19 protein-coding genes and 1 pseudogene are annotated in these 21,115 nt (G+C 68.8%); 8 read left to right on the top strand and 12 right to left on the bottom strand.

The features are described from left to right. Positions 1-32 precede the first annotated feature (32 nt). Positions 33-299: pseudogene (locus HUG10_RS12260) on the top strand (ribonucleoside-diphosphate reductase subunit alpha); the annotation flags it as partial. Between the two features lie 184 nt (positions 300-483). On the opposite strand, the gene HUG10_RS12250 reads toward HUG10_RS12260, so the two are convergent. Continuing rightward, the gene (locus tag HUG10_RS12250; protein WP_179169848.1) at positions 484-1,662 is read right to left on the bottom strand and encodes an aspartate kinase; all 1,179 of its coding nucleotides are present in this window, start codon (positions 1,660-1,662) and stop codon (positions 484-486) included. A 182-nt stretch (positions 1,663-1,844) separates the two neighbouring features. On the opposite strand from HUG10_RS12250, the gene HUG10_RS12245 reads away from it, so the two are divergent. Continuing rightward, on the top strand, positions 1,845-2,279 hold the full coding sequence (locus tag HUG10_RS12245; protein ID WP_179169847.1) for a DUF2391 family protein: 435 nt from the start codon (positions 1,845-1,847) through the stop codon (positions 2,277-2,279). 111 nt (positions 2,280-2,390) lie between these two features. Then, complete coding sequence (locus HUG10_RS12240) at positions 2,391-2,972, top strand: DUF7090 family protein (protein ID WP_179169846.1); 582 nt, start codon at positions 2,391-2,393, stop codon at positions 2,970-2,972. Positions 2,973-2,990: 18 nt separating this feature from the next. Here HUG10_RS12240 and HUG10_RS12235 read toward each other — a convergent pair whose 3' ends face one another. The 5 genes from HUG10_RS12235 to HUG10_RS12220 all read right to left on the bottom strand — a co-directional run bounded on the left by HUG10_RS12235 (position 2,991) and on the right by HUG10_RS12220 (position 5,877). Then, positions 2,991-3,875 (bottom strand): DUF7089 family protein, encoded by an 885-nt coding sequence (locus HUG10_RS12235; RefSeq protein WP_179169845.1) that lies wholly within the window; start codon positions 3,873-3,875, stop codon positions 2,991-2,993. A 3-nt stretch (positions 3,876-3,878) separates the two neighbouring features. Next, positions 3,879-3,968, bottom strand: a complete 90-nt coding sequence (locus HUG10_RS22280) for a hypothetical protein (RefSeq protein ID WP_449272351.1) — start codon at positions 3,966-3,968, stop codon at positions 3,879-3,881. A 285-nt stretch (positions 3,969-4,253) separates the two neighbouring features. After that, positions 4,254-4,769, bottom strand: coding sequence for an OapC/ArvC family zinc-ribbon domain-containing protein (locus tag HUG10_RS12230; RefSeq protein WP_179169844.1), 516 nt, complete (start codon positions 4,767-4,769; stop codon positions 4,254-4,256). A gap of 77 nt (positions 4,770-4,846) precedes the next feature. Continuing rightward, positions 4,847-5,236, bottom strand: a complete 390-nt coding sequence (locus HUG10_RS12225) for a DUF2073 domain-containing protein (RefSeq protein ID WP_179169843.1) — start codon at positions 5,234-5,236, stop codon at positions 4,847-4,849. Further along, positions 5,236-5,877 (bottom strand): Era-like GTP-binding protein, encoded by a 642-nt coding sequence (locus HUG10_RS12220; RefSeq protein ID WP_179169842.1) that lies wholly within the window; start codon positions 5,875-5,877, stop codon positions 5,236-5,238. The genes HUG10_RS12225 and HUG10_RS12220 overlap by 1 nt, the downstream gene beginning before the upstream one ends. A gap of 1,382 nt (positions 5,878-7,259) precedes the next feature. Between HUG10_RS12220 and HUG10_RS12215 the strand changes: the two genes are divergently transcribed. Next, entirely contained in the window at positions 7,260-8,978 is a 1,719-nt protein-coding gene (locus HUG10_RS12215) for a Cdc6/Cdc18 family protein (protein ID WP_179169841.1), read from the top strand. Positions 8,979-9,074: 96 nt separating this feature from the next. Here the strand turns inward: HUG10_RS12215 and HUG10_RS12210 are convergent, their stop codons facing one another. Continuing rightward, positions 9,075-9,929 (bottom strand): S26 family signal peptidase, encoded by an 855-nt coding sequence (locus tag HUG10_RS12210; protein WP_179169840.1) that lies wholly within the window; start codon positions 9,927-9,929, stop codon positions 9,075-9,077. A gap of 178 nt (positions 9,930-10,107) precedes the next feature. Between HUG10_RS12210 and HUG10_RS12205 the strand changes: the two genes are divergently transcribed. Both HUG10_RS12205 and HUG10_RS12200 read left to right on the top strand, forming a co-directional pair. Further along, a complete protein-coding gene (locus HUG10_RS12205; protein ID WP_179169839.1) occupies positions 10,108-11,874 on the top strand; it encodes a DNA-directed DNA polymerase II small subunit in 1,767 nt (588 codons plus the stop codon). A gap of 268 nt (positions 11,875-12,142) precedes the next feature. Then, positions 12,143-13,153, top strand: a complete 1,011-nt coding sequence (locus tag HUG10_RS12200; protein WP_179169838.1) for a hypothetical protein — start codon at positions 12,143-12,145, stop codon at positions 13,151-13,153. 57 nt (positions 13,154-13,210) lie between these two features. On the opposite strand, the gene HUG10_RS12195 is transcribed toward HUG10_RS12200, so the two are convergent. Then, positions 13,211-13,633, bottom strand: a complete 423-nt coding sequence (locus HUG10_RS12195) for a hypothetical protein (protein ID WP_179169837.1) — start codon at positions 13,631-13,633, stop codon at positions 13,211-13,213. A gap of 84 nt (positions 13,634-13,717) precedes the next feature. Here HUG10_RS12195 and HUG10_RS12190 point away from each other — a divergent pair, with 84 nt between their 5' ends. Then, positions 13,718-14,446: a class I SAM-dependent methyltransferase gene (locus tag HUG10_RS12190; protein WP_179169836.1), complete on the top strand. Its 729-nt coding sequence runs from the start codon at positions 13,718-13,720 to the stop codon at positions 14,444-14,446. 56 nt (positions 14,447-14,502) lie between these two features. Here HUG10_RS12190 and HUG10_RS12185 read toward each other — a convergent pair whose 3' ends face one another. Beyond that, on the bottom strand, positions 14,503-16,068 hold the full coding sequence (locus HUG10_RS12185; RefSeq protein ID WP_179169835.1) for an FAD-dependent oxidoreductase: 1,566 nt from the start codon (positions 16,066-16,068) through the stop codon (positions 14,503-14,505). A gap of 261 nt (positions 16,069-16,329) precedes the next feature. Between HUG10_RS12185 and HUG10_RS12180 the strand changes: the two genes are divergently transcribed. Then, entirely contained in the window at positions 16,330-16,974 is a 645-nt protein-coding gene (locus HUG10_RS12180; RefSeq protein WP_179169834.1) for a dihydrofolate reductase family protein, read from the top strand. Positions 16,975-16,989: 15 nt separating this feature from the next. On the opposite strand, the gene HUG10_RS12175 is transcribed toward HUG10_RS12180, so the two are convergent. The 3 genes from HUG10_RS12175 to HUG10_RS12165 are packed head-to-tail and all read right to left on the bottom strand — an operon-like array spanning position 16,990 to position 20,940. Then, complete coding sequence (locus HUG10_RS12175) at positions 16,990-18,081, bottom strand: ABC transporter ATP-binding protein (protein WP_394354962.1); 1,092 nt, start codon at positions 18,079-18,081, stop codon at positions 16,990-16,992. Next, a complete protein-coding gene (locus HUG10_RS12170; protein WP_179169832.1) occupies positions 18,071-19,828 on the bottom strand; it encodes an ABC transporter permease in 1,758 nt (585 codons plus the stop codon). The genes HUG10_RS12175 and HUG10_RS12170 overlap by 11 nt, the downstream gene beginning before the upstream one ends. Beyond that, entirely contained in the window at positions 19,789-20,940 is a 1,152-nt protein-coding gene (locus HUG10_RS12165; RefSeq protein WP_179169831.1) for a thiamine ABC transporter substrate-binding protein, read from the bottom strand. The genes HUG10_RS12170 and HUG10_RS12165 overlap by 40 nt, the downstream gene beginning before the upstream one ends. Positions 20,941-21,115: the final 175 nt, after the last annotated feature.

Genomic DNA, 21,115 nt, shown 5'->3' with positions numbered 1-21,115 from the left:
CCGATGGGCGGATCGCCGAACCGCTAAACAGGCAGTCAACGAGCGTCGAGTCCACCGGGACCGCCCCCTTCCGCAAGATCTCGAACGACGTGACGGGCGCCATCAACCGCTCCGGAAAGCGCCGGGGCGCGGCTTGCGCGTATCTGGAGGCGTGACACCTCGACTTCCCGCCGTTCCTCGACCTGAAGCGCAACACGGGCGACGAACGCTGACGGATCCACGACATGAACACCGCCGCGTGGGTTCCCGACCTGTTCGTGAAGCAGTTTTGCGCCGGCAAGCGCGGGACGGCGTCCTCGCACCTGACGTTCGTCGCCATCGACGCCGACGAGCACGTCCGGCCGGTGCCGGAGCTCGCCGTCGAGACGGACCGCGAACGGGAGTTACAGCGGTCGGCGCGGCGAGCCGAGTGACGTTCGAAAGTCCGGGTCGGCTTCGAAGTTCGAGTGAGGTTCGAACGGTTCGAGGGCGGAGCTGTCGGGGCTAGAACTCGCCCTGCACGATCTCGAGGACGTCCTCGCGGTCGCTCCAGTCTACGAACAGCGCGACCGACGTGGCCGAGGTGATGATGTCGTGGACGGTCATGTTGGCCGCCGCGATGGGGCCGACGATGTCCGAGATGACGCCGGGCCGGTTCGGCAGTTCCCCGCCCATCACGCGGACGACCGCGAACTCCCCCTCGACGGTGACCGAGGAGAGCGACTCGTCGCCGACGACCTCGTCGTGGAGGGTCGCCTGCGCCTTCTCGGCGATGCCGGTGTCGACGTAGAAGGTGATCGAGTCCATCCCCGAGGCGACCGCGTCGATGTTGATGTCCTCGTCCCGGAGCGCGACCGAGAGGTCCGCGAGGATGCCCGGCCGGTTCCGGATCGCGCGGCCCGCGACGGTGATACACGCGAGCGACTCCTCGCGCATGTCGATGAGGTTCTCGAAGGTCCCCTCGATGCGGGTGCCGCCCGCGAGCAGGTCGCCGTGCTGGTAGTGGACGACGCGGACGTCGAGGTCCTCGTCCTTGTAGACGAGCGCCGAGGGCGCGACGACCTCCGCGCCGCGGAACGAGAGGTTCCGCAGTTCGTCCACCGTGATGCGCGCGACGTTGCGCGCCCCCTCCACCACGCGGGGATCGCCGGTCATCACGCCCTCCACGTCGGTGACGATGACGACCTCGTCGGCGTCCATGAACTTCCCGAGCATCACCGCGGTCGTGTCCGACCCGCCCCGGCCGAGCGTCGTCACGTCGCCGGCGAGCGTCTGTGCCAGGAACCCGGTGATGACGGGGACCGTGTTCTCGAGGTCGGCCGCGAGCTTCGCCGCGCGCTCGCGCGTCGCCTCGGCGTCGAGTTCGCCGACCTCGTTGGTGATGACCGGCCAGTCCTCGCTACCCGGTTCGAGGAACGTCGCGTCGACGCCGCGGGCGGTGAGCGCCGCCTTCAGCATCCGGACCGACGTGCGCTCGCCCATCGAGACGATCTCGGCACGGTCGGCGTCGTCGACCTCGAACTCGATCTCGTCGAGCAGTTCGTCCGTCGTCGACCCCATCGCCGAGGCGACCACCGCGATCTCGTGTCCCGACTCCACCGCCTTCGCGATGGAGTCCGCAGCCCGCGCGACCCTGTCACCGGAGCCGAGAGAAGTCCCCCCGAACTTCGCGACGACCCGCATCTACCGTCGCACCCCCGCGCAGGGGTGCGAAGTGCCATCCGAGTGCATGGGGGCCGTAACACTGGTCGGCGTTTAACACTGTCCTCCGTCCCGAGGATTGCCGCGGTCGAATCCCGAGACGGCGTCGATGCACTCCGACGAGGCCTCGGGACGTTTTTATCCCGTCGTCGGCACGTAGGTTCATGGTCGGACGGAACCGCCGGTTCAAGCTCGCCGACACCGCCCAGCAGGTCGTCGGCGGCTTCCTGCTCGCGGGGCCGTTCGTGGTCACCGAGGAGGTGTGGACCCTCGCCGCCAGCATGGCGTGGTACCAGGCGGTCGCGACGGTGGTCATCGTGTTCGGCATCGGCTACGGCGCGCTGTACAAGGCCGACGCCGACCGCGACCCGGACCGGGAGACGGAGATCGCCGGGGTGCCGGTCCGGTTCGTCTCGCTCATCGCGGTCTCGTACCTTTCGGTGCTCATCCTCGCGCTCGCGTTCGACGCGCCCGAGACGTTCCTCGCGGAGACGTACGGCGACGGGACGCTCGCCCAGGCGCTCGTCACCCTGAAAGCGGTCAGCGTCGGCGCCGTGTTCTCCGTGGTGGGAGCCGCGACCGCGGACTCGGTGTTCTGATCGACTCGTTTCCGATCCCTACGTGTCGGGTGCGTGAACGCACGTCGCCCGCCGTCCCCGGAGTCCACGGAGTCCCCGCAGAATTAAGTCCGGGTAGGCGGACGTTCCGACATGGATTACACGCTCGCCATCGGGGACGAGGAGACCACGATCCCGGGGGGCACCGGCCTGCTGCTCCTCCACCCCAGCATCGGCGAGACGGACCGCATCGACACCGACTTCCTGAAGACCGACACCGACCGTTTCCTGGTCGTCTCGACCCGAACCACCGCCCGCGAGGTCGAACAGAAGCTCGAACACTACGACGTCGACGAGTCGCGTGCGGATATCCTCGACACCATCTCGGTCGAGCGCGGCTACTCCCGACGCTCCTCCGACCACTTCCACTACGTCTCCTCGCCCGACGATCTCGAAGGGGTCGTCATGCAGGTCGAGTCGTTCCTGGCGAGCACGGCCGGCAAGCGCCGCGTCAGCGTCGACTCGCTCACCGAGATGGCGTACTACGCCGACGTGGACGGGGTGTACGAGGCGGCCGCGGCCATCCTCGACCTGCTGGTCGAACACGACGCGGTCGGACTGTTCCACCTCTCGAAGGAGGTCCACGACGAGGAGACGCTGGACCGGTTCCGCAACCTCTTCGACGGCGTCATCGACCTCGAGGAGGGCGGGTCGGAGTCGGTCGAACTACGATAAGTCGGGGTGTCCTCGCGGTCAGGCGAGTTTCTCGAACGTCTTCTCCGCCCACTTCACCGCGTAGTCTGCGCCGTGGGTCCGGTAGGCGGCGGTGTCGAGCGCGGCGAACGGCGCCGGCAGGTCGAGGTCGTGTTTCACCGTCGAGCAGGCGTACTCCGTCGCCGCCGGGAACGACAGCTCGCCCCTCGCGACCTCGCCCGGCAGGCCGTCGAGCCGACCGGTCAACCGCTCGCCCGCGTCGACCCACGCCGCGTGGAGTTCCGGGTATCGGTTTCGTTCATCCGGGGGGTCGTTCCATTCCGTGTCGCTCCCGTCCCTGTCGCCCCCGTCCCTATCGTCCTCGTCTCCACCCCCGCCCCACGAGACGAACTCCGGGCGGGTGTGGAGTCCGACCCAGGCGTCGAACAGCGCCGCGGCGAGCTGGTACACCTCGCCCGGGCCGAGCGGGACCGCCGCGTCGAGGTCGCGGTACCGCTCGCCGAAGAACGGGAGGAAGTGCTCGGGGACGTCCGCCGACAGTTCGACGAACGCCTCCGCGACGAGGAACGAGCGGAAGGGCTCGGGCGTCCCCTCGGCGCGCTTCTTCACGATGACGGTCGGCGGGACGGTCTGGCGGGTCCGGACGACCGTGCCGTCGCCGGGCATCCCGACGGTGAAGTCGCCGCCGGCGTACCGCCGGAGGGCCTGCGGCGCGTCGTCGGGGAGCCACTCGGCCGGGTAGCTCGCCGGGTCGAGCGCGTCGACCAGGAGCCCGAGATCCTCCGCGGCGGCCGGCGGAACCGTCTCGAAATCCCTGTCCGCGTCGAGGACGAGACAGTCCGGCGCGTACGCGTCGCGTACCGCCGCGAGTTCGGTCGCGAGCCCGTCCGGGGGGTCGTCCCCGAGATCGCGTCGCGAGAACACGGTCTAGGCGAACGCGAGCACGAACACGAGCCCGATCGACAGGGTCGCCGAGATGCCGACAACGCCGAGGACGATCTTCGTCGCCTTGCTCATGGTACACGGTGGTCGCGGGCGCGGCATAAAGGCTTCAATCCGTGTCCGTCGACGTGCGCCGGTCCCCTCCGGTCGATGTAGACCAGTCGGGATCGGCCGGAGCACCTACGCCGACGCCCGCTGGCGCGACGTGCTCGCTGTGGATGGATGCTGGAGAGACGGTCGGAGACAGATGGCTGGATGGACGAGACCGGATCAGAACGGTGGATCGAGACTGCGAGCGAGGAGCGAGGGTCGAGTCCGTCGCTCGTGAGTTCCGGGGTTCGTTCCTCGCCTCCCCCCGGCTCACTCGTCGTCGGCGCCCCAGGTCTCGGGCATCTCGATGACGTACCGGCCGTCCTCGCGCAGGGAGATGATGTACTCCTCGCGGTCGTACAGCTCCATCAGGTTCAGCTCGTACTGCCCGGGGTTGAGGATGCGGATGGACTCGAACTGGTCGTTCAGTTTCTCCCGCAGTGCCGCGATGTCCGGGTCGTCCTCCTCGGACTCCGGGTCGTCCGTCGCTTCGGAGGCGGCCGACGAACCGGCGGCGCTCGACCCGGCGGACGCGTCGGCGGCGTCGGAATCGCCAGCCGTGCTGGGCAGTTCCGACGGGCTGACCATCTCGCTGCGAGCCGCCGCCTGCGCGCCGTCCTCCTCGCCGTCGCCGACTCCTTCGGGCGCGGGACCGCCGGCCCCCTCGTCGACGCTCCCCTTCGGCCTGAACTGGAACTTGTTGCTCCCGCAGTTCGGACAGCCCGTGAGCATCTCCTTCGACCCGTCGGGGAACGTTCGACCGCAGTTTGTGCACTGGTGGGGCAATCTACGTCCTCGCTGGGGCGGGCTCGGCTCCCGAGGTGGCTCGGCTCCGATCCGTCGTGGTGCGTACGCTCGTCATCCTACTTCCTCGAGACGAGCGCGCTGATGAGGTTCTCGTCCTTGTGGAGCGTCTCGATCTGGTTCGCCGGACCGATGACCGTGAGCTTCTTCGCCTCCTCGTCCTTGCCCATGATCCGGCCGAGGATCCCCCCGCTCTTCGCGTGCGAGTGCGGGTACGTCTCGATCTCGATGCCGGTGAAGTCGTCCGGGCTGATCTCGGTCATCGTCACCTCGATGAGCTTCGACTCCTCCTCCGGTGAGAGGCCCTCCTCGAGGACGACGATGTCGCCGTTGCGCACGGTGTCGAGGATCAGCCGGATCTTCTCCATCGACGTCAGCCCGTCCATCCGCGCGCCGCTGATCAGGTCGATTCGGACGGCGTCGTCGTCGGGAGCGGTGGCTTCGGGCATTATGCGAAGTACTCCGCGATCTTCTCGTACACTTCGTCCATGTTGTCCCCCTCAAGCGCCGACAGCGGTACCGTCTCGTGTTGCGGGAACGCGTCGGAGATGCGCTTCACGTCCGACCCCTCCAGGTCGGTCTTGTTCGCGAAGATGAGCACCGGGAGGTCCTGGCTCTCGATGATGCCGATGAGCATCGTGTTCACCTGCGTGAACGGGTCGGTCGAGGAGTCGAGCACGTAGATGACGCCGTCGACGTCCTCGCGGAGCCAGTGCATCGCCTCGGCGACGCCTTCGGTCGCCTCGCGGGACCGCTTGACGGCGTCGTCCTTCTCCATATCGTGGTCGAGGAACTCCTTGTAGTCGACCTTCGTGGTGACGCCCGGCGTGTCGACGATGTCGATGGTCACCGTCTTGCCGTTCCGCTCGATGGTGACGTTCTCCTTCCGGCGGGCGCGACGCGTCTCGTGCGGGATGTGGCTCTCCGGCCCGACGGCGTCGCCCGTCCAGTCGCGTGCGATACGATTCGCCAGCGTCGTCTTGCCGGCGTTCGGCGGCCCGTAGATACCGATGCGCTTCGGTTCGGCCTCCGAGAAGAGGCCGTCCGTGACGCGTGATATGCTGTCTCTGAGATTCGTGAGCAGACCCATCCTGACCTCCGTCCTCCCCTGGTAGGAGGGCGTTACCCCACCAAACCGGGGACGACACTTAAGCACTACGTCAGACGCCACCAGGCAGGCGTTTCGGGGGCCGACGAGGGGGATTCTGTTCCCGATGGGAGTGCGATCCAGTCGCGTCGCCGGGGACAACCCCTATCGGATCGCGGGGATCGATCTCGTGTATTGCCCTCGGTTTCCCCTCGAAACCGTCGGTGGAGCCGCGTCGGATGGCTACTCGGGAGGGCGGGGGCAACGTACCGCCAACTCGATTACCACGGGGCGGACGTTCGATGAGCGGGGTGAGTCGGGGTTCGCGAGAGTCGGTCGGACGGGTTCGGTCTCTCGTCGGACGACATCGCTCGATCGGAAGGGACGGCCCGCCGTGCCAGTCGTGTAGGCCAACTCCATGGCGCGGTAAGCCGAGGGGAGGACGGCGGCGGAGGTCGGTTACGGCGAGTCGGGACGGCGGGTGGGGACGGCGATGACGGGTCTGGTGCCGAGGGACGGGGGCGAGTGCCGAGCAGCCCCCTCCCCTACCCCCTCGTTTCAGGTGGAACCCGTCGGAGGGCGGGTGGTGGTCAGGTCGCTCGACCTCTCTAGACACCACACCGAACAGAAATAAAGCTAACTTGCTAGTCGTGCGGATATTGTTATCTCTGGAGTGGGATAAAGGTACCGGGTCCTAGAACCCCCTCCCCCACCCCACTGTTCCGCCTCTCCACCGGAAACGAAGGGGTGGGGGGGTTACCCGACCCGACTGAACCCGTCCACCGTCCATCGGTCCGACCGAACGACCTCCCCACCGTTTCCCGTCCGCGTCGAACGACACAGGGAGACGACGCGCGGCCACTGCCCGTGACCGACACCCCCGTTTCGGGTCTACCACCCCGTCCCTCCCCGTCCCCCCTCGACGAACCCCTTCCTTCGATTCGTCTCTGCGAGTCTACACGACGGTCGCCGCGGCATCGGGAGCTCCTATTTCCGCAGGAGCAGGCGAACGATCGGGGTTCGACTCCGCCGGTTTCGACGATCGTGTCTCCACGAGAACTGTCGATAACAGGCCGCACGCGGGGAGTTCGACTGCCTTACCGATCCCGAGAGGAGTAGGTTCGATCGACGAATCCGGCATCTCGCCCGGGGAATACACCGAGAATTTCACCGGTGGAACGCAGACGATCATCGAAGCTGGACCCGCCTGGTCCCGGATGAAGGGCAAAGCTTTTACTGGACCTGTTCATCTGCTTCGCCTGCATCATTTGGACGCCGGAGGCCGGTCTCGATATGACGAAACCGACGCTTCGAGGGGGTTCTCCCCCGTTTCACCGGCCTCGCGCACCGGCGTTCCAATCGAAACGAAGGGGAAATGGGAACCGATGACAAGGGACGAATCGAACGAGACTGACGGAGACACGGAGGTCGGGGAGCGGGGGGACCGGATCGACCGTGACGACGTATCGACGCGGACGGACGCGAGCGACGACTCGGATACGAGCGAGCGCGCGTCCGCTGGTGAGACGCCGTCCGACGAAGACCCCTCGGAGTCGGTTCCAGTCGAAAACGTCCCCTCGGAGGGGGGAACCGCCGGGGACGCTACCGGCGACGGCGCGAACGTCGGCGACACCGGCGGTGCCTTCGAGTTCGGGTCGCGGACCCGCACCGAGACGGAGGTCGACCTCGACGTCGACGAGGTGCTCGCCGACGAGGAGGACAACACCGGTCTGTTCGACGACCTGCTCTCGGGCGAGCCGATCTTCGAGAACAAGGAGGTCCTCCGACCGTCCTACACGCCGCACGAACTCCCCCACCGGACGGACCAGATCAACAAGATGGCGACCATCCTCGTCTCGGCGCTGCGCGGGGAGACGCCGTCGAACATCCTCATCTACGGGAAGACGGGGACCGGAAAGACCGCCTCCGCGAAGTTCGTCTCCCAGGAACTCGAGTCCACGAGCCAGAAGTACGACGTCCCCTGCGAGGTCGAGTACATCAACTGCGAGGTGACCGACACGCAGTACCGCGTGCTCGCCCAGCTCGCGAACAAGTTCATCGAGAAGAACAAGGCGGTCATCGACAACCGACTGTCCGAACTCCGGGACCTCCGGTCGCACGCCGCGGAGAACCTCGACGCCCTCGCGGGCACCGAGTTCGCGTCCGTCGACGACGTGGCCGACCGCATCGCCGACCTGGAGGGCGACAGGGAGGAGATCGAGGAGGTTCCCATGACCGGATGGCCGACCGACCGCGTGTACACGACGTTCTTCGACGCCGTCGACTACCACGAGCGCGTGGTCGTCATCATGCTCGACGAGATCGACAAGCTCGTCGAGAAGTCCGGCGACGACACGCTGTACAACCTCTCGCGGATGAACTCCGAGCTGGAGAACTCCCGCATCTCCATCATGGGCATCTCGAACGACCTGAAGTTCACCGACTTCCTCGACCCCCGGGTCAAGTCGAGCCTCGGCGAGGAGGAGATCGTCTTCCCGCCGTACGACGCGAACCAGCTCCGCGACATCCTCCAGCACCGCTCGGACATCGCGTTCAAGGACGATGCGCTCACCGAGGACGTCATCCCGCTGTGTGCCGCGTTCGCCGCCCAGGAACATGGCGACGCACGCCGCGCGCTCGACCTGCTGCGGACGGCGGGCGAACTCGCGGAGCGCTCGCAGGCCGACCTCGTCGAGGAGTCCCACGTCCGGCAGGCTCAGGACAAGATCGAACTCGACCGCGTCGTCGAGGTCGTCCGGACGCTCCCGACCCAGAGCAAAATCGTCCTCTTCTCCATCATTCTGCTCGAGAAGAACGGCGTCCACAACGTCAACACGGGCGAGGTGTTCAACATCTACAAGCGCCTCTGCGAGGAGATCGACGCCGACGTGCTCACCCAGCGCCGGGTGACCGACCTCATCTCCGAACTCGACATGCTCGGCATCGTCAACGCGGTCGTCGTCTCCAAGGGTCGCTACGGGCGCACGAAGGAGATCTCGCTCTCGGTTCCGATCGACGAGACCGAGGCCGTGCTCCTCTCGGACTCCCGCCTCGGCGACATCGAGGACGCCCAGCCGTTCGTCCAGGCACGGTTCGACAACTGACCGAACCCCTCGATTAGACCCCTTCGTTTCCACTGAACGGGGCGATTACTGCTATCGATTCTGAGGATAGAACGCTCCAGTCGAAACGATCGGATTTTACGCCGGAACGCGCGACGGACTCGCTGACGATAGTGAACCGTTAACGCTCGGCGACAGGGCTGCGGACGGCCCTTCGGAAGCCGACACCTGCGCTGGAACGGTAGTCTCTACAGGATCCGTTACTGCCGCTTCCGCCGAGGAACCGCCGACACCGGTCGGCCCCGGCGACCCGGCGACCGCGTCGACCGGTACCGGGGGGGACGTGGTCGCCGCGCCGGAGAAGACGAGGCGGATCCACCCGAGGTACGGCACGCGGACACGCGCGATCCCCCGCACCCACTCGGTCTTCACCGGTCGGGCGATGTTGAGCGCCTGGTCGTACTGCGCGTTGTTGTCGCCCTTGGTGATGAACCCGTCGTAGGGGGCGGGGCAGTAGCGGACCTCCTCGCACGAATCCCCTTCGACGTAGTCGGGGTTCGCCTGGTCGAACCAGTTCTCGCCCTCCTCGACGTGGAGATGCGCGCGGTGGATGATGGGGGACTGGCCCCGTCGCTCCCGGTCCGGCGTCTGGTAGATGATCACCGAACCGTAGCCGTCGAACGTCCGGTACCCCTGGTCCTCGCCGATCGATTCGGTGACGATGCCGGTGTCGCCGACGGCGAACGAGGGGGAGAAGCGATCGGGTTCGGTCATGAACACGAGATCGCCCGGATGCATGTTCGGCTCCATGCTCGGCGACTCGACGGCGACCATCGGCGGCCAGACGCCGGCGATCGCGAACAGGAGGAGTCCGACGAGGGCGACGGCGAGCGCGGAGGAGAGCACCTCCCGGGCGAACAGGAGCGGGCCCGAATCCGCCCGGAGAAACCGCGTCAACGGGTCCCCGTCGGGGGACCCTCGGTCGTCGGTCATTGCCCGCCATTCCGCCGCGCTGGTTTTGAACCTTCTGGGTTCACCCATTTCGATTCGGACGAACGAACTCGAACGAGGATCGTCGACGTCGGTTTTCAGGTAGGGTCAGTCCCCCACGTTACTGACCACCTGTTGCCGTTCGCTACCCTTTTGCCCTCGCCCGTTGACTGCGTTCCTTGTGCCACTGGAGACGCCTTCCCGGGTCGTGCAGGCGCTCGCGGGCCGCGGCTACAACGCCGAACGGGAAGCCGTCACCCTCATCGCGGAGGCCGAATCGCCGACGCTCGCGCTCGACGCCGCCATCGAGGCGGCCCCCGAGGACGCGCTCGTGCTGACCCGCGACCACGTCCGGTCGGCGCTCGCCACAACCCCCGCGCCGGATCCCGACGGGGTCGCGGCCGACGGCGCGTCGACGACCGAGCAGGCGCCGACTGAAGGGGCGACAACTGAGCAGACGCCGACCGAGCACGCGCCGACCGCGGACTCCGGTACGTCGACGTCCAGTGCGTCGACGTCCAGTACGCCGACCTCCGGGGCCTCGGCGTCGACGACCACGGATCCCGCCGCGTCCGCGTCGGCGACGGGATCCACGGGGACCTCCGATTCCGCGGGAACCGGCGGCGGTACCGCCACTGCGGACCCCTCCACTTCGACTGGAACTGCGGCCGGGCAGTCGGGCGGTTCCGCAGCCTCGGCTCCAGTCGAAACGGAGGGGTCGTCGCGCGTCGGGGGCCGGGACCCCCCGGCCCCGGGCATCGCGAACGACGTGACCGGCCGGTCGACGGGGACGGGCGAGTACGACGAATTCGTCCGGGTGTTCCGGGACCGCTACGACCGCCTAGCGGGGCAACTCCGCGGACGGGTGAACCACCGTCCCGCTGAGGCCATCCAGGACATGCCCGGCGGGAGCGAGGCGGAGCTGATCGGCCTCGTCAACGACATCCGCTCGACCGCCTCGGGCCACTGGCTGATCGAACTCGAGGACACCACCGGGACGTTCCCCTGTCTCGTGATGAAGGACCGCGACATCGCGGACCTCGTCGACGAACTCCTCATGGACGAGTGCATCGCCGTCCAGGGGACGCTCGCGGACGACGCGGGCATCATGTTCGTCGACGCCATCCACTTCCCGGACGTGCCCCGCACGTACCGCCCGAACACGGCCGACCGGCAGGTCGAGGCGGCGCTCATCTCCGACGTCCACGTCGGCTCCCAGGAGTTCATGGCCGACGCCTGGCATCGGTTCGCCGACTGGCTCCACACCGAGGAGGCCGACCGCGTCGAGTACCTCCTCATCGCCGGCGACATGGTCGAGGGGGTCGGCGTCTACCCGAACCAGGACGAGGAGCTCGACGTAGTGGACATCTACGACCAGTACGAGCGCTTCTCGGAGTACCTGAAGGAGGTGCCGGGCGACATGGAGATCGTGATGATCCCTGGCAACCACGACGCGGTCCGGCTCGCGGAGCCCCAGCCGGGGTTCGACGAGGAGCTCCGCGACATCATGTCGGCCCACGACCCCCGGATCTCGGGGAACCCCTCGACGGTCTCCGTCGAGGGCGTGAACGTCCTCATGTACCACGGCGTCTCGCTCGACGAGGTCATCGCCGAACTCCCGGCCGAGAAGGCGAGCTACGATGAGCCGCACAAGGCGATGTTCCAGCTGCTGAAGAAGCGCCACGTCGCCCCGCAGTACGGCGGTCACACCCGGATCGCGCCCGAGGAGAAGGACTACCTCGTGATGGACGAGGTGCCGGACGTGTTCCACACCGGGCACGTCCACAAGCTCGGGTGGGGGAAGTACCACAACGTCCTCGCGGTGAACTCCGGGTGCTGGCAGGCGCAGACCGCCTTCCAGAAGTCCGTCAACATCGACCCGGACGCCGGCTACGCGCCGATCCTGGAACTCGACACGCTGGACATGACCGTCAGGAAGTTCTCCTGAACCTCTTTTGCGGGGGTCCTCCTCGCTCGCTCGTCGAACCCCCGCAAAACCCGTCCATGTTGTGGGATTCCTCTGGAATCCCACTACTAACGGGAAATCGAAGATTTCCCGTGATGCCAAAATTCCGCTCGCTCGGTCGCTTCGCTCCCTCGTTCGCGGAGGGTGACCTGGCGACACCGTACCGCTCCCGCACGACCACCGTCTCCACTGCGGGCGAGTCCGGTCGCTTCCACCCCGATTAAGTGACACTCCCCCGTCCGGACGGTAGATGGCCGACTCACCCGAGGACTCGGAGGACGCCCGAGCCGAAGGGTACGGTTTCGAGTGGGTCGAGTCTGCGGAACCGTCGGACGTGGGAACGTCTGACGCACCCAGCGATTCTCCTGCGGAAACGGAGGTCACGGTCCGGATCTCGGGCGAACCGTCGCGGCGACTCGGCGGACCGGCCGAGGACGAACGGGGGGATTCGAACGAGCCGTCGGAATCGGGATCGACCGCGTCCGCGGAACTCCCGCGACCGCCGGCGGCGTTCCGCGAATCGGATCCGACGGGCGCCTCGTGGTGGCAGGTGCTCGCTGTCGGGACCGTCGCGTGGGCGTTCGTCGCGACCGCCTGGAGCCTCCCCTTCGCCATCGGCGACCTGCCGGTCCCGTCGCTCTCGGGGGGGCTGTCCTCCGCGGCCGAGGCGGGCGTCCTGGTCGCGCTCGCGGCGGCGGCGCTGGTGCGCCTGGTCGTCCTCCCCGCCGCACTGCTCCGTGACGCGACGCTGCTCCGACGCGCCGACGCGGTCGAGTGGTCGCCATCGCGCCGGTTCTACGGGCCCGCCGTTGTCCTGGCGCCGCTCCCGACCTGCTGTCTCTACCTGCTGAAGCGTCGGCGCTACGTCGGCACCCCGACGACGCGGTACGGGGACCGGTTCGCCTTCTACGAGGGGCGGACGGTCCCGTCGAACTGGTGGGTCATCGTGGCCGTCGGGGTCCTCCTCGGCGGCGTGACCGAGGTGCTGGTCGCCGTCTCCGAGGGGATCGATGCGCTCCCCGACGGCGTCGGGATGGTGCTGAGCGGGCCGTTGCTGGCCGCGGTCGCCGGCGTCCTGTTCCTTCGGGTCGTGCTGGTCCCGCTCGCCTTCTACCACGACGCGACTGCCGTCCGCCGGGCCGACGTGGGCTGGCGGCCGCTCGCGCTCTGGTACGCCATCGGGGGCCTGGTGCTCGCGCTCCCGTTCGGCCTATTCTACCTGTACCGACGGGTTCGCTACACGGACGTCGGGCCGTTCTGACTGAAGAGACGAGCTACCGGCCGGCTGTACAGCGTGACCGTCGCGACGAAACGGGTTTCAGGGCGCTTCGAGCCGGTAGCGGGTGGTCTGCTCCCCCTCGAATCGCGGGCCCGTCCCGACCCGGTGGAACCCCGCGCTCTCGGCGGCCTCGCGCATCTCGTCCTCCCCGTCGAGCACGAGGAGTTCGACGCCCATCGCCTCGCTGGACGCGAAACGCAGGGGTTCCTCGAGCAGGCGGGCACAGACGTCCCTGGCGCCGCCGAACTGGGTCACGTGGACGGTGCCGTCCCGGGCGTCGAAGCTGAGAAAGCCCAGCACGTCGTCCGGGTCCGTCTCCTCCTCCCCCGGGTCCGCGGGCGAGTCGTCGAGCGCGACGTAGACCGTCCGGTCGTGGATGACGCTCCGCATCGCCTCCGTCGGCGTGTCGGCGATGGTCGCGAGCGCGGCGGCGTCGGCTTCGACCGCGTCTCGGACGTGCATGTGAGCCGCTGGTTTGGCACCGACTACCGTAAGTCCCGCGGACGCCACCGCGGGGCTTACGTCCGCCGACCCGCTCCCCCCGGTATGAGCGTTCGCCAGGAGTTCGACGCGTGGGCCGCCGACGGCCGGGACCGGGGGATGGAGGAGCGGCACTGGCAAACCGCGAAGCACGCGCTCGCCAGGATGCCGGCAGGGCCGGGCGACACCGTCCTCGACCTGGGGACCGGCAGCGGCTACGCGCTTCGTGCGCTCGCGGACACGAAGGACATCGCCCGGGGGTACGGCCTCGACGGCTCCCCCGAGATGGCCCGGAACGCCCGCGAGTACACCGAGGAGGAGCCCTCGGCCGCGGACCTCGGCGGAGAGACCCCGGCCGCCTCGACCGCAGACCTCGGCTTCGTCGTCGGCGACTTCGGTCACCTCCCGTTCGCCGACGACTCGATCGACCACGCCTTCTCCATGGAGGCGTTCTACTACTCGGCCGACCCGCACGAGACGCTCCGGGAGGTCGCCCGCGTCCTCCGGCCCGGCGGGACGTTCCACTGTGCGGTGAACTACTACGAGGAGAACGTCCACAGCCACGCCTGGCAGGACAACATCTCCGTCGACATGACGCGCTGGGACGCCGACCAGTACCGCGAGGCGTTCGAGGAGGCGGGGCTCGCGGTCGCCTCGCAGGACAACGTCCCCGACCGCGACGTGGAGATCCCGCCGGCCGAGGAGTTTCCCACCGAGAACTGGGAGACCCGAGAGGAGATGGTCGAACGGTACCGGACCTACGGAACCCTGCTCACCGTCGGCGTGGCACTCTGAGATCTGAGCGTCCCCCGACTTCTTCGTCGCTCAGTCGTCGCTTCGTCCCCGCCCCGTCAGTCGTCCTTCGTCGGGAGGTCGTCGACGGCGGGCCCGTCGATGACGTGTCCGTCCGCCTCGAACCGGGAGCCGTGACACGGACAGTCCCAGGTCCCCTCCCCGTCGTTCCAGCTGACGACACAGCCCATGTGCGGGCACACCGCTGAGACGGCCTGCAGGTCGCCGTCCTCGCCGCGCGATACGCCGATCAGGTCGGTGCCCCGGCGGACGACCGTTCCCTCGCCGGGCGAGAGGTTCCGGAGCGTCTGGTTTCCGGGCGAGGAGAACGGTTTGCGCGCCCAGTCCTCCACGTACTGCCGGCCGACGTTCAGGTTCTCCCGGAGGAGCGTCCCCGTCCCCTCCCCGTCCGGAACGCGGGCCGGGTCGAACGACTGGGCCCAGTCGTTCGACCGGCCCCGGACGAGATCGGCTATGAGTCTCCCCGCGGCGGTGCCGTTGGTCATCCCCCACCCGCCGAACCCCGTCGCGACGTACAGGTCCTCGCGCCGCTCGAGTTCGCCGACGTACGGCCGTCGGTCGACCGACACGAAGTCCTGCGTCGACCACCGGTACGGGACCGCGGAGACGTCGAAGTGTTCGTGGGCCGACGCCTCGACCCGGTCGAACCGCTCGGCGACGCTGCCGCCCTGACCGGTCTTGTGGTTCTGTCCGCCGACGAGCGTCAGCGTCCCGTGCTCGTCGGTCTCGCAGGTCCGGACCGAGAGGTACGGCTCGCCGGCGCGGTAGAAGACACCCTCGTCGGGCGGGTCGGCGGCGTCGACGGCGACGACGTAGGACTTCTTCGGGTGGAGGCGGGCGAAGTAGAACGCCGGGTCGACCATCGGGAAGTGCGTGGCGAGGACGACGGCGTCGGCCGCCAGTTCCCCCCGGTCGGTGTCGACCCGACACGGGCCGTCGGAGCCGTCCTCGACGTCCACGGCCCGGGTCTCCTCGTAGATCCGCCCGCCGTCCTCGACGACGGACTCGGCGAGCGCGAGCAGGTATTTCCGGGGGTGGAACTCGGCCTGGTCGTCGAACCGGACGGCCGCCGCGGGCTGGTCGGGGAGTGGGATGGAGTCGACCGCCCGCGCGGGGATGCCGAGGTGGCGCGCGGCGTCGGCCTCGGCTCTGTAGCGTCGGCGCTCGTCGGGGTCGTGCGTGTAGACGTACGCCGGGAGCCGACGGAACCCGCAGTCGACGTCGAGGTCGTCGGCGGTCGACTCCACGTAGTCGATGGCGGCCTCGTTCGCCTCCGCGTAGGCGCGGGCGACCGTCGCGCCCGCCAGCTCCATCAGGTGTCGGTAGATGACCCCGTGCTGGGAGGTGACCTTCGCGGTCGTGTTGCCGGTCGCGCCGGAGACGATGCGGTCACGTTCGACGAGGGCGACCGACCGGCCCGCGGCGACCAGTTCGGCGGCGGCCGTCAACCCGACGATGCCGCCGCCGACCACCGCGACGTCGACGTGATCGCCGTCCGAGAGCGGGTCGTAGTCGGTCGCGGGGCTGGTCCCCGTCCAGACCGAGGTCCTCGTTCCGTCGGGGCGGGACGCGTTCGGGTCGTGAAACTCGTCGGTGGGGGACATGCTGGGACACCCGCAGTTCGGCCCGTAGTCGTAAACCACCGCGGCCGGGAGCAGCAAGCCGCGTTCCGAACGTCCGCCGGCGGCCGCTGGCAACGCTCCCGCGACGACCGCTGGCGGCGCCCCTGCGATCACCGCTGGCGGCGTTCCCCAGACGGTCGAATCCGAACCGCGGTAGAGCGGCCCCAGTGTCGGCAGTAGGACCGAGTTTTGCCGTCCGGACCGCCTCATAACAAGGTGATCCGGGGCCGACCTTCGACGACGATGACCGACACGGAACCGGACCGAACTGACGAGGAGGACGGCGCGGGGACCGCCCGGCGGTCGGTCGTCGTCTCGAACTTCGTGACGGTGGACGGTTGCTACGCCGGCCCGGACGGGGAGATCGACTGGTTCGTGTGGAACGACGAGACAGAACGGTACTCCAGGGACCAGATCGACTCCTTCGACACCATCCTGTTCGGACGAACGACGTACGAACTGATGGAGGAGTACTGGCCGACCTCCGCGGCGGACGAGGAGGACCCGGCCATCACCGAGGCGATGAACAGCCTGCCCAAGGTCGTGTTCTCGGAGACCCTCGAACGGGTCGACTGGGAGAACTCGCGCCTGGTCGACGGGGACGTCGAGGACGAGGTCCGGGAACTCAAGGCCCAACCGGGCGAGGACATCGTGATCTTCGGGAGCGGCAGTCTCGTGCAGACGCTGACGAACCTCGGCCTGATCGACGAGTACCGGCTCTTCGTCAACCCCGTCGTCCTGGGGCCCGGGAAACGGCTGTTCGAGGACGTCGAGGCCGAGGTCGACCTCGAACTGCTGGACTCGCGGACGTTCTCGAACGGCGTGGTGTTACTCGATTACCGGACGGCGGAAAGCGAGCAGGAGGCCCCCGCGGACGGTTCGACGTGAGTGGACCGCCGACGCTCACTCCACGGGGACCACGTGCGCGTCCGCAGGGTCGAAGCCGAACGTCACGGTCCCCGAGAGGTCGCGGTCGGTCTGGGCGGTGAGCGGCGCCCCGTCCCAGTCGCAGTGGACGCGCGTCGCGTCGCCGAGGAACTCCGTGCTCGCGACGGTCGCGGTCAACCGGTTCTCCCCGTCGTCGACGCGGAGGCGTTCCGGGCGGACGCAGACGGTCGCGCGGTCGCCGACGGAGAGTCCCGGACCGTCGACGACGAGGTCGTGCCCGCGGACGCGGACGGTGGCCCGGTCGCCGTCCGCGGCGACGACGCCGCCGTCGAACACGTTGTTGTCGCCGAGGAACTCCGCGACGAACTGGGTGTTCGGCTCCCGGTATAGCCGCCGCGGCGGCCCGACCTGCTCGACGCGACCGCCGTTCATCACCGCGACCCGGTCGGAGACGGCGAGCGCCTCCTCCTGGTCGTGGGTGACGTAGACGGTCGTGATCCCCAGTTCCTGCTGGATCTCCCGTACCTGCACCCGGAGGCGCTCGCGCAGGCGGGCGTCGAGCGCGGACATCGGCTCGTCGAGCAGCAGCAGGCGGGGGCCGGGTGCGAGCGCGCGGGCGAGCGAGACGCGCTGGCGCTGGCCGCCCGATAGCGTCGCCGGGTCGCGGTCGCCGAAGCCCCCGAGGTCCACCAGGTCGAGGAGGTCGGCGACGCGCTCGTCCCGCCCGACGCCGCCCGGCGCGTCCGAAAAGCGCAGGCCGTACGCGACGTTCTCGGCGACGTCCATGTGCGGGAACAGGGCGTAGTTCTGGAAGACGACGCCAACACCGCGGTCCTCGGGTGGAACCCCGCGCATCGACTCGCCGGCGATGTCGACGGTCCCGGCGGTCGGCGTCTCGAACCCCGCGATCGACCGGAGCGTCGTGGTCTTCCCGCAGCCGGACGGCCCGACGAGGGTGAAGAACTCGCCCGGTTCGACGTGGAGGTCGACGCCGTCGAGCGCGGCGGTCGCGCCGTACTCGACCCGGAGCCCGTCCAGCCGCACGTCGGCCGCGGACCGTCCGCCCGTTGCCGAATCCCTGCCGGTCGCGGACTCCTCATCGGCCACGGAAGCCACCCCCGACGCGCTCGATGACGACGAAGGAGGCGGCCGTCACCGCGAGCAGCACCGTCCCCATCGCCGTGGCGGGGCCGAGCCGTCGGCCGATGAACCGCTCGACGGCGACGGGCATCGTGTACGTCCCGCCGCCCTCGGCGAGCACGACCGTCGCGTCGAACTCGCCGACGCTGATGGCGAACGCGAACGCCGCGCCCGCGGCGACGCCCGGCCAGACGAGCGGGAGTTCGACGTCGAGGAGCGCGCGGACCCGCGAGGCGCCGAGGGACCGGGCCGACTCGACGAGCGTCCGGTCGAGGCCGTCGAGCGGCGGCGCGACGTTGCGGACGACGAACGGGTAGGCGGCGACGGCGTGGGCGGCGACGATGGCGGCTGGCCCAGACGCGGAGAACCGGTAGCCGAACGCCTCGATGCCGAACACCAGCCCCCGGAGCAGGCCGAGCCCGACGACGATGCCCGACACCGCCAGCGGCGCCATCGACAGCGCGTCGACGAGCGTCCGTCCGCGGAACTTCCGGGTCGTGAGCACGGCCATCGAGACGCCCATTGGGAGCGCGACGACCAGGGTGGCGACGCCGAAGAGGAGGGAGTTCAGGACCGCGGGGAGGGGTTTCACCTGGAACGCCGCGCCCGACACCTGCCGGCGGAGCAGGAACCGGTAGGCGTCGAGCGTGAGTTGCCCGTCGACGGTGAGGCTCGCGTACACCATGCTGACGAGGGGGCCGAGGACCACGACGGCGACGATCGCCGCGTAGCCGGCGATCGCGAGCCGGGAGGCGAGTCGTTCGCGGGTCCAGGCGGCCGCGCTCGTCCACGACTCGGGAACGAGTCGCTCTCGGGTGAGCGGCCGAACGTCCCGGCGCTCAGCGGTCTGTGCCCGTTCGTACCGGAGGTACAGCGCCGTGAGCGAGAGCGACACCGCGGACTCGACGGTCGCGAGCGCGGCCGCGTCGGCGTAGTCGAGCTGGCGGACCGCCGAGTAGATGAATACCTCGACGGTGGCGTAGCGCGCCCCACCGAGCGCGAGCACGATGGGGAAGGAGGCGAACGTGAACACGAACGTCAGGGTCGCGCCCATCAGCACTGCCGGCAGGAGCTGTGGGACGACCACGTCCCGGAACGCCCGCCGGGGCGACGCGCCCAGGGATCGGGCCGTCTCGACCGCGCCCGCGTCGACGGACTCCCAGGCGGCCGTCGTCACGCGGGTCACCAGCGGGGCGTTGTAGAAGGCGTGCGCGAGGATGATCGCGCCGAGCGAGGGGAGGAGGTCGAGTTCGCCGAGGCCGAGCGCCCCGAGCACGTCGTTGAGGGTGCCCGCCGCGCCGAAGGTCGCGTAGAAGCCGACCGCGACCATTACCGACGGGAGCACGAACGGCACCATCGTCAGCGACTTCAGCGTCTCGCGGCCCCGGAACTCGAAGCGGGCGAGCACCCACGCGCCCGGCAGGCCGAGCGCGACGCTGGCGAGCGTCGAGAGGAACGCCTGCCAGGCGGTGAACCCGAACACGCGGACGACGTAGAACTCGTTGCCGAGTACGTCCGCCAGGGGGCCGAAGGTGAACCGGCCGTCCTCCAGGACCGCCTCGACCAGCACCGTCGCCACGGGGTAGTAGAACAGCAGGACGAGGAGGAGGGCCGTCCCGACCGCGAGCAGCGGGAGCGCCCGCCGTTCGAGCGCGCCGGCCCGTCCGACCCTGCTCACCCGCCGGCGAAGCGCCGCGCCCACTGGTCGGTCCATTCCTCGCGATTTCCTTGCAACTCGTCGTACGTGAAGGTGACCGGTTCCGGCGGCTCCTTCGCGTACTGCGAGTAGTCCTCGGGCAGCGGGGCGTCGTCGATGGCGGGGAAGGCCACGTTGCGCTGGGCGATGCCGGCCTGGATCTCGGGCCGGAGCATGAACGCCATGAACTCCCGGGCGAGCCGCGGGGCGTCGCTGTCGGCGAAGCGGGCCATCCCTTCGGGGTTCGCGTACCCCTGGTCGTTCAGGAATCGGATCTGGTGCTTCTGGAGGTCCTTGTCTTCGGCGGCCGCGTACACCTGGTCGGTGGAGTAGGAGACGACCATCGGCGCCTCCTCGTTCTCGTAGGCGCTGTAGGTGTCCGACCAGCTCCCGAGCACCGTCACCCCGTTGTCACGGAGGCGGTCCCAGTAGTCGAGGTAACCCTCGGGGCCGAACTGCTTGATCGTGTGGAGCATGAACGCCTCGCCGGTCGCGGTCGTCGTGGGGTTCTGGACGATGAGGTCGCCCTCGTACTCGGACTCGGTCAGCCCCTCGAACGTCTCCGGGGCGACGAAGTCGCCGCCGTCCATCGTGGCGTTCCAGACGAGCGAGATGTAGCCGGTGTCGAACGGCACGGCCCGGTCCTGCGGGTCGAACATGAGCCCGTCGCGGACGCGGTCGAGCCCCTCCAGATCACCGGCCTCGGCGAACAGTGGGTCGGTGAACTTCCCCTCGCCCCGCCGGTTGTCGGCGTCGATGAGTTGGCCGGTGTCCAGCCCGACGTACACGTCGGCCTCGAAGTCGACGCCCTGGATGGCGCGCTCGAGGTAGTAGTTCAGCTCGCTCTCGGGCGTCTGGTAGACGAGCGTCGCGTCGAACTCCTCCTCGAACTTCCGCTTCAACCACGCGCCGGGGCTCGTGCTCGGGGCGTCCACGAACGGCGGGTACGCCGCCACGACGAGCGTGTCCGCCGTTCCGGGCGTCCCGGTCCCCGTCGTCGTCCCCGTCGGTTCGGCGCCGCCGTCGGGCGTGTCGCTGCCGTCGTCGACCGGATCGGCCTGACAGCCGGCGAGGAGCGCCGCGCCGCCCGCGCCCGCGGCCGTCAGGAACTGACGTCTGGTTCGACTCATTACCCGGTGGTTTCGGGCAGTGGTATTTAACGGACGTGGTCTGTGATGATTCGGATCGTGAGGCTCTATTTCCGTATGGTATCCTCATTCACCCCGCCTCACTTCTTCGGCCGTGAAGATCCAGAACACTACACCCGAGCGTGATGAGAGCCACACTTACCTCGGAGCACAGCTC

Source organism: Halorarum halophilum, assembly GCF_013401515.1.
In the GTDB taxonomy this organism is placed as follows: domain Archaea; phylum Halobacteriota; class Halobacteria; order Halobacteriales; family Haloferacaceae; genus Halorarum; species Halorarum halophilum.
Note: the sequence above shows the minus strand (reverse complement) of the source record. Positions and strands in the feature narration are given on the sequence as shown.

Excerpts from the sequence above, each read along its gene's own strand:
- HUG10_RS12165 (WP_179169831.1), bottom strand. The coding sequence starts at position 20,940 with ATGAGTCGAACCAGACGTCAGTTCCTGACGGCCGCGGGCGCGGGCGGC.
- HUG10_RS12245 (WP_179169847.1), top strand. The coding sequence starts at position 1,845 with ATGGTCGGACGGAACCGCCGGTTCAAGCTCGCCGACACCGCCCAGCAG.
- HUG10_RS12170 (WP_179169832.1), bottom strand. The coding sequence starts at position 19,828 with ATGGACCGACCAGTGGGCGCGGCGCTTCGCCGGCGGGTGAGCAGGGTC.
- HUG10_RS12210 (WP_179169840.1), bottom strand. The coding sequence starts at position 9,929 with ATGACCGACGACCGAGGGTCCCCCGACGGGGACCCGTTGACGCGGTTT.
- HUG10_RS12225 (WP_179169843.1), bottom strand. The coding sequence starts at position 5,236 with ATGCCCGAAGCCACCGCTCCCGACGACGACGCCGTCCGAATCGACCTG.
- HUG10_RS22280 (WP_449272351.1), bottom strand. The coding sequence starts at position 3,968 with ATGAGCAAGGCGACGAAGATCGTCCTCGGCGTTGTCGGCATCTCGGCG.
- HUG10_RS12185 (WP_179169835.1), bottom strand. The coding sequence starts at position 16,068 with ATGTCCCCCACCGACGAGTTTCACGACCCGAACGCGTCCCGCCCCGAC.
- HUG10_RS12215 (WP_179169841.1), top strand. The coding sequence starts at position 7,260 with ATGACAAGGGACGAATCGAACGAGACTGACGGAGACACGGAGGTCGGG.
- HUG10_RS12195 (WP_179169837.1), bottom strand. The coding sequence starts at position 13,633 with ATGCACGTCCGAGACGCGGTCGAAGCCGACGCCGCCGCGCTCGCGACC.
- HUG10_RS12250 (WP_179169848.1), bottom strand. The coding sequence starts at position 1,662 with ATGCGGGTCGTCGCGAAGTTCGGGGGGACTTCTCTCGGCTCCGGTGAC.
- HUG10_RS12220 (WP_179169842.1), bottom strand. The coding sequence starts at position 5,877 with ATGGGTCTGCTCACGAATCTCAGAGACAGCATATCACGCGTCACGGAC.
- HUG10_RS12180 (WP_179169834.1), top strand. The coding sequence starts at position 16,330 with ATGACCGACACGGAACCGGACCGAACTGACGAGGAGGACGGCGCGGGG.
- HUG10_RS12240 (WP_179169846.1), top strand. The coding sequence starts at position 2,391 with ATGGATTACACGCTCGCCATCGGGGACGAGGAGACCACGATCCCGGGG.
- HUG10_RS12190 (WP_179169836.1), top strand. The coding sequence starts at position 13,718 with ATGAGCGTTCGCCAGGAGTTCGACGCGTGGGCCGCCGACGGCCGGGAC.
- HUG10_RS12200 (WP_179169838.1), top strand. The coding sequence starts at position 12,143 with ATGGCCGACTCACCCGAGGACTCGGAGGACGCCCGAGCCGAAGGGTAC.